The sequence below is a fragment of the Barrientosiimonas humi genome (assembly GCF_006716095.1).
Taxonomy (GTDB): Bacteria; Actinomycetota; Actinomycetes; order Actinomycetales; family Dermatophilaceae; genus Barrientosiimonas; species Barrientosiimonas humi.
This window is the reverse complement of record NZ_VFOK01000001.1, coordinates 1,504,825-1,516,688: the sequence shown is the minus strand read 5'-3', so window position 1 is coordinate 1,516,688 and position 11,864 is coordinate 1,504,825. Positions and strand designations below refer to the sequence as shown.

Sequence of the window (11,864 nt, the reverse complement as noted above, 5' to 3'; positions counted from 1 at the left end):
CATGCGGGGTCAGCGGGGGCGCCGGGCCAGGAAGATCGCGGTGCCCGGGATCAGCCGCCCGCGCGTCGGGCTCCAGCCGCCCCACACCTCCGCGTTGCGCTCGGGCCACTCCGGCTCCACGACGTCGACCAGGTGCAGCCCGGCGGCGACGATCTCGCGCACCCGCTCGCCCAGCGTGCGGTGGTGCTCGACGTAGGTGACCCGGCCCGCGTCGTCCTCCTCGACGTACGGGCGGGTGTCGAAGTACGACGAGCGCACCTGCAGTCCCGGCTCGCCGGGGTCGTCGGGGAAGGCCCAGCGGATCGGGTGGGTGGTCGAGAACGCCAGCAGCCCGCCCGGGCGCAGCACCCGCGCGCACTCGCGCAGCGCACCCGCCGAGTCGGCGACGAACGGGAACACGCCGTACGCCGTGAAGACGACGTCGAACGCGGCGTCGGCGAAGGGGAGCGCGGCCCCGTCGCACTGCACGAGGGGGAGCGGGGTCAGGCGCCGGTCGCGGTCGACGGTGCGCGCCTGGCCGAGCATGCCGGCGGACAGGTCGCTGGCGACGACGCGCGCGCCCTGCGTGCTCAGGTAGCGGCTGCCCTGGGCCGCGCCGGCGCCGATCTCCAGCACGTCGCGACCGGCGACGTCGCCGAGCAGCCGCAGCTCGCGCTCGGTGATCCCCTCGGGTCCCCAGACCAGCTCGGAATCCCCGAGGAAGTCACCGTGTTCGAGGTAGTAGGCCGAGGCCTCGGCGTCCCACCACCGGCGGTTCGCGAGGATCGACTCGGGCTGCTCCACCGCTCGGCGGGCGATGCCGTACCACTGCGGGTCCTCGCTCATCGGGCTCGCCCGGCCCCGCCGGACCGGGCTTTGACCGGACTGTGGACGGCTCGGTAGGGTGTTCGAGCGCGGACGTGTGCCGCGTGTCCCATCCTGTCCACCTCGGCCTCGGGTGCTGACTGGGTCGCCGTCACCGCTGGCGACGGCCCTGACCTCAGCGTTCGGTCCGAACAACTCACTGTCCACCGAAAGTTATCCACTACATGACTGCCACCACCACCCCTTCCCCGATCGCTGTCAACGACATCGGTTCGGAGGAGGAGCTGCTCGCCGCGATCGACGCGACGATCAAGCACTTCAATGACGGCGACATCGTCGAGGGTGTCATCGTCAAGGTCGACCGGGACGAGGTCCTGCTCGACATCGGCTACAAGACCGAGGGCGTCATCCCCTCGCGCGAGCTGTCGATCAAGCACGACGTCGACCCCAACGAGGTCGTCTCCGTCGGCGACGACGTCGAGGCCCTGGTCCTCCAGAAGGAGGACAAGGAAGGCCGCCTGATCCTGTCCAAGAAGCGTGCGCAGTACGAGCGCGCCTGGGGCACCATCGAGCAGATCAAGGAGGACGACGGCGTCGTCACCGGCACCGTCATCGAGGTCGTCAAGGGCGGCCTCATCCTCGACATCGGCCTGCGCGGCTTCCTGCCCGCGTCGCTGGTCGAGATGCGTCGCGTCCGCGACCTCCAGCCGTACGTCGGCAAGGAGATCGAGGCCAAGATCATCGAGCTCGACAAGAACCGCAACAACGTGGTGCTCTCGCGCCGCGCGTGGCTCGAGCAGACCCAGTCCGAGGTGCGCACGACCTTCCTCAAGGAGCTGCAGAAGGGCCAGGTCCGCTCCGGTGTGGTCAGCAGCATCGTCAACTTCGGTGCGTTCGTCGACCTCGGTGGAGTCGACGGTCTGGTGCACGTCTCCGAGCTGTCCTGGAAGCACATCGACCACCCGTCCGAGGTCGTCGAGGTGGGCCAGGAGGTCACCGTCGAGGTGCTCGACGTCGACATGGACCGCGAGCGTGTCTCCCTGTCGCTGAAGGCGACCCAGGAGGACCCGTGGCAGCACTTCGCCCGCACCCACGCCATCGGCCAGGTCGTGCCGGGCAAGGTCACCAAGCTGGTGCCGTTCGGTGCGTTCGTGCGCGTCGACGACGGCATCGAGGGCCTGGTGCACATCTCCGAGCTGGCCGAGCGCCACGTGGAGCTGCCCGAGCAGGTCGTCACGGTCGGCCGTGAGCTGTTCGTCAAGGTCATCGACATCGACCTGGAGCGTCGCCGCATCTCGCTGTCGCTCAAGCAGGCCAACGACGACGCCGCGGGTGCTGCCGAGTTCGACCCGACGCTCTACGGCATGGCCGCTGAGTACGACGAGCAGGGCAACTACAAGTACCCCGAGGGCTTCGACCCCGAGACCAACGAGTGGCTCGAGGGCTACGAGGCTCAGCGGGAGAAGTGGGAGAAGCAGTACGCCGAGGCGCACGCCCGCTACGAGGCGCACCAGGCGCAGATCGAGCAGGCGCGCAAGGACGACGCCGAGGCCGCGGCCTCCGGCGAGACGTCCGCCCCGACGTCCTACAGCTCCGGCGGCGACCGCTCGTCGTCGTCCTCCTCCTCGTCCGACGCCTCCCCGGCGTCCAGCGGCCCGGCTCCCGCGGAGGGCACCCTGGCCTCCGACGAGGCGCTGGCGGCGCTGCGCGAGAAGCTCACGGGCAACTGAGCGGCAGCCGAGAGTACTGACGCGACGGGCGCGTCACGAAGGCCCCGGTCACCGCGAGGTGACCGGGGCCTTTCGTCTGCCCAGGACCGGGCGAGCGCAGCGCAGATCGTGCGTTGTCGTACGAAGTGCGGGAGGTGGGCCCGGGATCTCGGGCGAGCGCAGCGCAGATCGTGCGTTGTCGTACGAAGTGCGGGAGGTGGGCCCGGGATCTCGGGCGAGCGCAGCGCAGATCGTGCGTTGTCGTACGAAGTGCGGGAGGGGGCCCGGGATCTCGGGGGAGCGCGGCGCAGATCGTGCGTTGTCGTACGAGCTGCAGGGCTCGCCCGGACGTCGGCGCGGCGCGTGCCGTGTCAGCCGCGGCCGAGCAGGGTGCCGCCGTTGACCTGCAGGATCTGGCCGGTGGTCCAGCCGGCGTCGGGGGAGGCGAGGTAGGCGACGGCCTCGGCGATCTCGTCGGGGGTGCCGGGGCGGCCCATCGGGATCGGGGCGGTGCGGTTCTCGACGATGCCCGGGTCGGCCTCGATGCGCTGCCGCCAGAAGTCGGTGTCGGGCACGAAGCCGGGGGCGACCGCGTTGACGGTGATCCCGTCGGCGGCGACCTCGCTGGCGAGGCTGAGCACCCACGCGTTGACGGCGGCCTTGGCCGCGCCGTACGCGCCCGAGCCGCGCAGCGCGGCGATCGAGGACATCGCGACGATCCGGCCGCCGGGGCGGGCGACGTGGTCGAGCAGGGCGTGCACGGGCAGCACCGCCGACAGCACGTTGCCGTCGAAGTCGCGCCGCCACGCCTCGGCCACCTCCGCCAGGCTGCCGGCGCCGAGGCCGTAGTTGCCGCCGGCGTTGGCCACGAACACGTCGATCTGCGGGCCGTCGTGCAGCGTGTCGCTGAGCTGCTGCACCTGGTCGGGGTCGGCGAGGTCGCACGCGAGCGTGCTGACCTGCGCGGTCTCGTCGAGGCCGCGCAGCTCGTCGGCGGCCTCCTGCAGCACGCTCTCGCGGCGGCCCACCAGCACCAGCTCGGGCTCCTCGGCGAGCAGGCGGGTCGCGATGGCCCGGCCGATGCCGGTGCCGCCGCCGGTGATGACGATGCGTCGAGTCATGGCTCCATCCTCTCCTGCCGCGGCTAGGGTCGCGGTGTGGCACTGCACGTGGGTCTGTCGGGCGGGATCGGGTCGGGCAAGTCGACCGTCTCGAAGCTGCTGGTCGAGCGTGGGGCGGTGCTCGTCGACTCCGACGTGATCGCCCGCGAGGTGGTCGCGCCCGGGACGCAGGGGCTTGCCCTGGTGCGCGAGCGGTTCGGTGACGGGGTCGTCGGTGACGACGGCGCGCTCGACCGACCCGCCCTGGCCGCAACGGTTTTCGGCGACGACGCGGCTCGCGCCGACCTCAACGCGATCGTCCACCCGCTGGTCGCCCAGGAGGCGATCCGGCAGGTGCAGGAGGCCCCCGACGACGCGATCGTCGTGCAGGACATCCCGCTGCTGGTCGAGCTCGGCCGTGAGGTCGACTACCAGCTGACGGTGATCGTCGCCGCCGACCCCGACGTACGTCTGGAGCGGCTGGTCCGCACGCGCGGCATGAGCGAGGCCGACGCCCGGGCCCGGATGGACGCCCAGGCCACCGACGAGCAGCGCCGCGCCGCGGCCGACGTGTGGCTCGAGAACGGTTCCACGCAGGCGGATCTCGCCGACCACGTCGAGCGGTTGTGGACGCAGCGGCTGGTGCCGTTCGAGCACAACCTGCGCACCCGCACCGCCGTGCGCCGCCCCGCGACCGCCGCGCTGGCCGAGCCCGACCCCGGGTGGGCGCCCACCGCGCGACGCCTGCTCGGCCGCCTCGACCGGGCGCTGCAGCGCGCGTCCCTGCGCGACCGGGTGCACGGGCTGGAGCACATCGGCTCCACCGCGGTGCCGGGGCTCGCGGCCAAGGACGTCATCGACCTGCAGCTGACGCTCGACGACCTGACCCTCGCGACGACGGACGCCTTCGAGTCCGCTGTGCTGGCAGCGGGATTCGTGCAACCGCGCGAACGGCTCGACACGGTCCACACGTGGGCTCCCGACGAGAGCGAGTGGCGCAAGGTGCTCTACGGCAACGCCGACCCTGGCCGGGTCCTGCACCTGCACGTGCGCCGCGCAGGCTCTCCCGGAGCCGAGGTCGCGGTCGCCTTCCGCGACTGGCTGCGTGCCGAGCCGCAGGCGCGCGAGGCGTACGCCGCGCTGAAGCAGCAGGCGGTCGCGGACCACCCGGGCGGCGACGAGCGCACTCGCGCCGACTACACCGCGGCCAAGGAGCCGTGGTTCGCCGAGCACCTGCCGCAGGCGCTGGAGTGGAGCCGACAGCGCGACCGCGATCGCTGAGCCGCGCGCGACACGCCCAGCGGGTTGCGCAGGCAAGGTAAGCCTCAGTTAGGGTTCCCTTATGACCGCGCAGCCCGCCCAGCGACCGTTCGGCTTCTTCGACGTGGAGGTGACCGAGTCGGTCCGCGTCACCCCGCACCTGGTGCGGATGACCTTCACCGGCGAGGACCTGCGCGAGTTCGCGCCGAACGGCTACGACCAGCGCATCAAGCTGATCCTGCCGACCGACGGCGGCACCCTCGACACCATGCCGCGCGGCGAGAAGTGGTTCCTCGCCTGGCGCGCCATGCCGCAGGAGACGCGGCCGGCGATCCGGACGTACACCGTGCGCGCGATCCGCAACGAGCTGGCCGAGATCGACGTCGAGCTGGTCGACCACGGCGACCTCGGGCCGGCCTCGCGGTTCGCCCGCTCCGGCACGCCCGGCGACCGCATCCTCGTCCACGGCCCGCTCGCCGGTCACCCCGACAACGAGGGCGGCCTGGAGTTCCGCTACGACCTGGCCGACCAGTGCGACCAGCTCATCGTCGGCGACGACACGGCGGCCCCCGCGATCTGCTCGATCGTGGAGCGACTCCCCGAGAACGCCTGCGGCCTGGTGTGTCTCGAGGTCGAGCACGCCGAGTCGATCCAGCAGATCACGGCCCCCGCCGGCGTGCGCGTGCAGTGGGTCGTCCGGCAGGGGGAGCGAGGAGCAGCCCAGCAGCAGGTGGTCCGCGAGTGGCTCGACGGGCACCCGTCCGTCGGCACCACCGCCGGCGAGAGCACGGTGCTCGTCGACGGCGACGAGGGCGCCTACTGGGAGGTGACGACCGAGCGCGGGGCAGGCGTACCGCCGCTGTCCGCGTGGATCGCGGGGGAGTCCTCAGCGGTGCGCACGCTGCGTCGGATCCTGGTGGGGGACTACGACGTCCCGCGCTCGGCCGTGGCCTTCATGGGGTACTGGCGGGAGGGTCACCAGGAGTGCTGAGCCGCACCGCGGCCGGCACGACCTGACCCATCACCCCGGTGTACGCCTTCGGCACCGGCGGCGCCAGCTCGCCCTCGCGACGGGGCACCAACCCCTGCCGCACCAGGCCCTCGGCCATCGTCGTCGCCGCAGCGACGCCGTCGACCACGGGCACGCCGAGCTCGGCGGCCAGCCGCCCGGGCAGGTCGGCCATGCCGGCGCAGCCGAGCACCAGGACGTCGCAGTCGTCGTGCCGCAGCACCTCCGCCGACACCTTGAGCAACCGGTCGTAGGTGCCGTCGGGGTCGGTCTCCAGCTCCAGCACCGGGATGTCGCACGCGTGCAGCCCGGCGCACTGGGCGGTGAGCCCGTGCCGGGTCACCAGGTCACGCGCCCGGCCGATGGTGCGCTCCAGGGTGGTGACGACGCTGAACGTGCGACCGAGCAGGGTGGCGCTCTTCATCGCCGCCTCGGCGATGCCGACGACCGGCACCCCGGTGAGCTCGCGCACCGCCTCGACCCCCGGGTCGCCGAAGCAGGCCACGACGAACGCGTCGGCGTCGGTCTCCTCGGCGACGGCCTGCAGCAGGCCAGGCACGCACAGCGACTCGTCGACGTGGCTCTCGATCGAGGCGGGTCCGGTCGGGGAGGTGCGCCCGACCAGCACGGTGCCGGGAGCGGCCACCTCCTGCGCGGCCCGCAGCGCGATCTCGGTCATGGAAGCGGTGGTGTTGGGGTTGACCAGCACCACGCGCGGTGCGCTGCGACTCATACCCGGACCTCCTTGTCGGTGAGCTGCGCCTCGACGGACACGCCGGCGCGCGGGGCGAGGAAGGCGTACGCCACGAAGCCGATGCCGCAGCCGACGAACCAGCTGTAGTCGTCGAACCGGGTCAGGCCGGGCACGAAGACCACCGCCAGCGCGCACGCGGCCGCGATGCCGGTCGCCCAGATCGCCGGCGGGTTGTAGCCGCGCTTGTAGTGGTAGGCGCCCTGCTCGTCGAGCGTGTAGAGGTCGTCGACGCAGACCTGCTGCTGGTGGACGACGTAGTAGTGGGCGATGAGCACGCCGAACAGCGGTCCGATGAAGGCACCGAGGGTGTCGAGCGTGTAGTGGATCGTCTCCGGCGACTTGTAGAGGTTCCACGGCGTCAGCAGCACCGAGCCCACGGCGGCGATCATGCCACCGGTCCGCCAGGTGATCTTCTGCGGCGCCACGTTGGAGAAGTCGAACGCCGGGGAGACGAAGTTCGCGACGATGTTGATGCCGATCGTGGCGGTGGTGAAGGTGACCGCGGCGAGCACCAGGGCGTAGATGTTGTCGATCTGGCCGACGGTCTCGACCGGGTCGGTGATCAGCCGCCCATAGACCGGCAGCGTCGCGGCGGCGGTCAGCACGGTCAGCAGCGAGAAGAACAGGAAGTTCACCGGCAGACCCCAGAAGTTGCCCTTGCGCACGTCGGCGAACGTGCGGCCGTAGCGCGAGAAGTCGCCGAAGTTGAGCATCGGGCCGGAGAAGTAGCTCACGACCAGCGCGGTCGCGGCCAGCATCGTGGTCACGGTCTTGCCGCCGCTCAGCTCGGCGTCGGACAGCGACAGGTTCACCGACCAGTCGGCCTTGGCGAGCAGGTAGACGCACAGGACCGTCATCACGACGTAGACCGCGGGGCCGGCGAAGTCGATGAACCGGCGGATGGTCTTCATGCCGGTCCAGAACACGCACGCCTGGGCGACCCACAGCAGCGCGAACGTGACCCAGCCGAGCGTCGACAGGCCGAGGAACCCGTGCTGGGTGACGTCGGCGTACGGCGCGAGGCCGGGCCACATGCGCACGATCAGGATGTCCAGGGAGGCCGACGCGAGGTAGGTCTGGATGCCGTACCAGGCGACCGCGATGAGGCCGCGGATGATCGCGGGGATGTTGGCGCCGAGCACGCCGAAGGTGGTGCGGCAGATGACGGGGTAGGGCACGCCCGTGCGCTGGCTGGGCTTGGCGACCAGGTTGCAGAAGAACAGCACGATGGTGATACCGACGATGAGGCAGACGAAGACCTGCCAGCTGGTGAGGCCGAGGGCGAACAGCGAGCCGGCGGTGACGTAGCCGCCGACGCTGTGCACGTCGGACATCCAGAACGCGAAGATGTTGTACCAGGACCAGTCCTGCTTCTCTAGCGGCGCCAGGTCCTCGTTCGCCAGGCGCGGGTCGTACGACGGTTTCAGCACCCCGGCGCCGGCGCCGCCGTCGCCCTGGGTCACCGCGAAGCCGGCCGCGGCCGCCTCCTCGTCGCTGCGGAAGGGGGAGTCAGTGGCCATCTCGTTCCTCCTAGCCACCACGGCGCTGCGCGAGAGCGGCGTCGATCCGCGCGGTGCGGATCGCCCAAAGGTAGGGCCGCTCGGGGCGCGAATCCCCAGTGTTCTCAGGTATTTCTGGGTATATCCGGGTATACGCGGGCGGGCTCCGAGAGACGGCGAGGACGGGGTCTGCTGCGGGCGCCGGCCCAGCGCCCGGGGCTCACTCGGGGTCGTCGATGGGGATGCGCGAGATCGCCTGCGTCAGCCGCTGGTGGTGCTCGGTCGCGAGGCGCTGCAACCGGTCGACGTCGCGGTCGAGGAACGCCTCGAGCAGCTCGACGTGGTCGTGCTCGAGAGCCGCCCGCTCGCCGTCGGTGACCCGCATCATGGTCTGCACCGGCTCGGTGAGGTTCCAGGCGATGTCGACCATGTGCAGCAGGCGCGGCATCCGGCACGGGGCCAGCAGCGCCTCGTGGAAGTGCCGCGAGCTGCGCTGGAAGGTCTCGGTGGCCGGGTCGGCGTCGGAGCCCTGGCCGTGCAGCGCGGCCCGGGCCCGCTCGCGGTCGGCCTCGGTGGCGCGGGTCGCGGCCGCCGACAGCGCCGCACCCTCCAGCGCCCCGCGCACGAGGTAGAGCTCGGCCAGCTCGTCGCTGGTGAGGCTGGTGACGGTGTATCCCATCCGCGGCCGGTGCTCCAGAAGCCCTTCTCCCTGAAGGTTCTTCAGCGCCTCGCGCACCGGGATGCGACTGACCCCGAACACCTTCGCGACCTCGTCGACCGGGATCGGGCTGCCCGGGCGCACCGCGCCCGACACGAGCGCGCGACGCAGCTCGGTGACGATGCTCGGCCCGCCGACCTGCCCCTCGGGCGGGCGCAGCTGCTCGACGATCGACGTCGTCGGTTCGGTCGCCTCCACCCGCACCACCTTCCTGCCCGTCCCGGACGTGCCGTTCTCGACCAGGCCGATGATGCCGTACGTCGGGATGGGGTGTGGCGGGCGACGTAACTTGGCCGGCATGCGGATACCGGACCAGCGGGCCAGCGACTTTCGCTACTACGTGCACGGCGACGGCGGCGACCTGACGTACCTGACCCACCGCGGGCAGCCGTACGGGCAACCGACACGGTTGGCGCAGACCGAGGACGACACGGGCGTGGCGGTCTCGGCGGACGCGAAGTTTGCCCGCGTCGATCTCGACATCCAGCTGCTGGACAGGCGACCGGCGACCCGCCTGTCGGGCGACCTCGACGCGGGATGGGACGCCGGGGCGGAGATCTCGGCGGAGTTCGCCGGGCCGATCCTTGTCCGGGACGACATCAACGAGCGATGGAGCGGCCCGGTGGGTCAGGGGCCTGGCCGGTCTCGGGTGCGGCTCCTCGTGCGCGGGGAGGGCGGAGAGCAGCAAGCCCACGACAACAGCGTCCCGCCCCAGGAGCACTGGATCCGCATCTGGCCGGAGCCGACCCCGCGGCCGCCCGAGGCGGAGGACCGCACGGGCATGCATGCCCCCTGGTCCAAGTGGTGATCCCCCCGGCGACTGTCGCTGAGGAGACCGTTGTCGGTGCCTGCGTCTAGCGTGGAGCCATGCGTCCCACCACCGACCTGCAGCGCAGCGTCGCGCCGTTCGAGGTCGTCTCCGAGTTCGAGCCGAGCGGTGACCAGCCCACCGCGATCGCCGAGCTGACCCGCCGGGTCAACGCCGGCGAGCAGGACGTCGTGCTGCTCGGCGCCACCGGCACCGGCAAGTCGGCCACCACGGCGTGGCTGATCGAGCAGGTGCAGCGCCCGACGCTGGTCATGGCGCCCAACAAGACCCTGGCGGCGCAGCTGGCCAACGAGTTCCGCGAGCTGCTGCCGAACAACGCGGTCGAGTACTTCGTCTCCTACTACGACTACTACCAGCCCGAGGCCTACGTCCCGCAGACCGACACCTACATCGAGAAGGACTCCTCGATCAACGACGAGGTCGAGCGGCTGCGGCACAGCGCGACCAACTCGCTGCTGACCCGGCGCGACGTCGTCGTGGTCGCGTCGGTGTCGTGCATCTACGGCCTCGGCACCCCGCAGGAGTACGTCGACCGCATGGTCCCGCTGCGCGTCGGCGACCAGATCGACCGCGACGAGCTGCTGCGCAGGTTCGTCCAGATGCAGTACACCCGCAACGACCTGGCCTTCACCCGCGGGACGTTCCGGGTGCGCGGCGACACCGTCGAGATCATCCCGGTCTACGAGGAGCTCGCGGTGCGCATCGAGTTCTTCGGCGACGAGATCGAGCGGCTCTACACGCTGCACCCGCTGAGCGGGGAGGTGGTGCGCGAGGAGCAGGAGATGTACGTCTTCCCCGCCTCCCATTACGTCGCCGGCCCCGAGCGCATGGAGCGGGCCATCGGAGGGATCGAGCGCGAGCTGGACGAGCAGCTGGCGACCTTCGAGAAGCAGGGCAAGATGCTCGAGGCCCAGCGGCTGCGGATGCGCACCACCTACGACATCGAGATGATGCGCCAGATCGGCTCCTGCTCCGGCATCGAGAACTACAGCCGCCACATCGACGGCCGCGGCCCGGGCACCGCGCCCAACACCCTGCTCGACTACTTCCCCGAGGACTTCCTGCTCGTCATCGACGAGTCGCACCAGACCGTCCCGCAGATCGGCGCGATGTACGAGGGCGACATGTCGCGCAAGCGCACCCTGGTCGACCACGGCTTCCGGCTCCCCTCGGCGATGGACAACCGGCCGCTGAAGTGGGAGGAGTTCCTCGAGCGCATCGGCCAGACCGTCTACCTGTCGGCGACGCCGGGCGACTACGAGCTGGCCAAGTCCGACGGCCACGTCGAGCAGGTCATCCGCCCCACCGGCCTGGTCGACCCCGAGGTCGTGCTGAAGCCCACCAAGGGGCAGATCGACGACCTGCTGCACGAGATCCGCGAGCGGGCCGAGCGCGACGAGCGGGTGCTGGTCACGACGCTGACCAAGAAGATGGCCGAGGACCTCACCGACTACCTGCTCGAGAAGGACATCCGCGTCCGCTACCTGCACTCCGAGGTCGACACGCTGCGCCGCGTGGAGCTGCTGCGCGAGCTGCGGCTGGGCGAGTTCGACGTGCTCGTCGGCATCAACCTGCTGCGCGAGGGCCTCGACCTGCCCGAGGTGTCGCTGGTGTCGATCCTCGACGCCGACAAGGAGGGCTTCCTGCGCTCGGCGCGCTCGCTCATCCAGACCATCGGCCGCGCGGCCCGCAACGTGTCGGGCCAGGTGCACATGTATGCCGACTCGGTCACCCCCTCGATGCAGGAGGCGATCGACGAGACCAACCGGCGCCGCGAGAAGCAGCTGAAGTTCAACGCCGACAACGGCATCGACCCGCAGCCGCTGCGCAAGAAGATCGCCGACATCACCGACATGCTGCAGCGCGAGGAGGCCGACACCGACTCGCTGCTCGGCTCCGGCCGCAGCCAGTCCCGCGGCAAGGGCCGGCGCGGGGGAGCGGGCCTGGTGCAGGCCGACGCCAGCGTCGCGCAGGGCCGCACCGAGGGGCTGCCCGCGAGCGACCTGGCCAACCTCATCCAGGAGCTCACCCAGCAGATGCACCAGGCCGCGGCCGACCTGCACTTCGAGCTGGCCGCGCGACTGCGCGACGAGCTCGGCGACCTCAAGAAGGAGCTGCGCCAGATGGAGGAGGCCACCCGCTGAGCCGCCGGCCCCCGCCCCGCCCGACGGGTGGGGCCGGC

10 protein-coding genes are annotated in these 11,864 nt (G+C 71.3%); 5 read left to right on the top strand and 5 right to left on the bottom strand.

What is annotated here, in order from left to right; all coding sequences use genetic code 11:
- Window positions 1–9: 9 nt before the first annotated feature.
- The gene (locus FB554_RS07155) at window positions 10–825 is read right to left on the bottom strand and encodes a class I SAM-dependent methyltransferase (RefSeq protein ID WP_142005333.1); all 816 of its coding nucleotides are present in this window, start codon (window positions 823–825) and stop codon (window positions 10–12) included.
- 203 nt (window positions 826–1,028) lie between these two features.
- Between FB554_RS07155 and rpsA the strand changes: the two genes are divergently transcribed.
- Window positions 1,029–2,534, top strand: a complete 1,506-nt coding sequence (rpsA, locus tag FB554_RS07150; RefSeq protein ID WP_142005332.1) for a 30S ribosomal protein S1 — start codon at window positions 1,029–1,031, stop codon at window positions 2,532–2,534.
- A gap of 350 nt (window positions 2,535–2,884) precedes the next feature.
- Here the strand turns inward: rpsA and FB554_RS07145 are convergent, their stop codons facing one another.
- On the bottom strand, window positions 2,885–3,634 hold the full coding sequence (locus FB554_RS07145) for an SDR family NAD(P)-dependent oxidoreductase (protein ID WP_142005331.1): 750 nt from the start codon (window positions 3,632–3,634) through the stop codon (window positions 2,885–2,887).
- A 36-nt stretch (window positions 3,635–3,670) separates the two neighbouring features.
- On the opposite strand from FB554_RS07145, the gene coaE reads away from it, so the two are divergent.
- Window positions 3,671–4,894 (top strand): dephospho-CoA kinase, encoded by a 1,224-nt coding sequence (gene coaE / locus FB554_RS07140; RefSeq protein WP_211344548.1) that lies wholly within the window; start codon window positions 3,671–3,673, stop codon window positions 4,892–4,894.
- Between the two features lie 61 nt (window positions 4,895–4,955).
- On the top strand, window positions 4,956–5,864 hold the full coding sequence (locus tag FB554_RS07135) for a siderophore-interacting protein (RefSeq protein ID WP_142005330.1): 909 nt from the start codon (window positions 4,956–4,958) through the stop codon (window positions 5,862–5,864).
- Here the strand turns inward: FB554_RS07135 and FB554_RS07130 are convergent.
- From FB554_RS07130 to FB554_RS07120, 3 genes are all read right to left on the bottom strand, one after another.
- Window positions 5,827–6,615, bottom strand: a complete 789-nt coding sequence (locus tag FB554_RS07130; protein ID WP_142005329.1) for an aspartate/glutamate racemase family protein — start codon at window positions 6,613–6,615, stop codon at window positions 5,827–5,829. The two genes, FB554_RS07135 and FB554_RS07130, sit on opposite strands and share 38 nt — an antisense overlap.
- Window positions 6,612–8,156, bottom strand: a complete 1,545-nt coding sequence (locus tag FB554_RS07125) for an NCS1 family nucleobase:cation symporter-1 (protein ID WP_142005328.1) — start codon at window positions 8,154–8,156, stop codon at window positions 6,612–6,614. Before FB554_RS07125 ends, FB554_RS07130 begins: the two co-directional genes overlap by 4 nt.
- 199 nt (window positions 8,157–8,355) lie before the next feature.
- A complete protein-coding gene (locus FB554_RS07120) occupies window positions 8,356–9,153 on the bottom strand; it encodes a GntR family transcriptional regulator (RefSeq protein ID WP_142005327.1) in 798 nt (265 codons plus the stop codon).
- On the opposite strand from FB554_RS07120, the gene FB554_RS07115 reads away from it, so the two are divergent.
- Window positions 9,152–9,661, top strand: coding sequence for a hypothetical protein (locus FB554_RS07115; RefSeq protein ID WP_142005326.1), 510 nt, complete (start codon window positions 9,152–9,154; stop codon window positions 9,659–9,661). The genes FB554_RS07120 and FB554_RS07115 overlap by 2 nt on opposite strands.
- A 59-nt stretch (window positions 9,662–9,720) precedes the next feature.
- Window positions 9,721–11,826 carry an excinuclease ABC subunit UvrB gene (gene uvrB / locus FB554_RS07110; protein ID WP_142005325.1) on the top strand — a complete coding sequence of 702 codons (2,106 nt, stop codon included), beginning with the start codon at window positions 9,721–9,723 and terminating at the stop codon, window positions 11,824–11,826.
- Window positions 11,827–11,864: the final 38 nt, after the last annotated feature.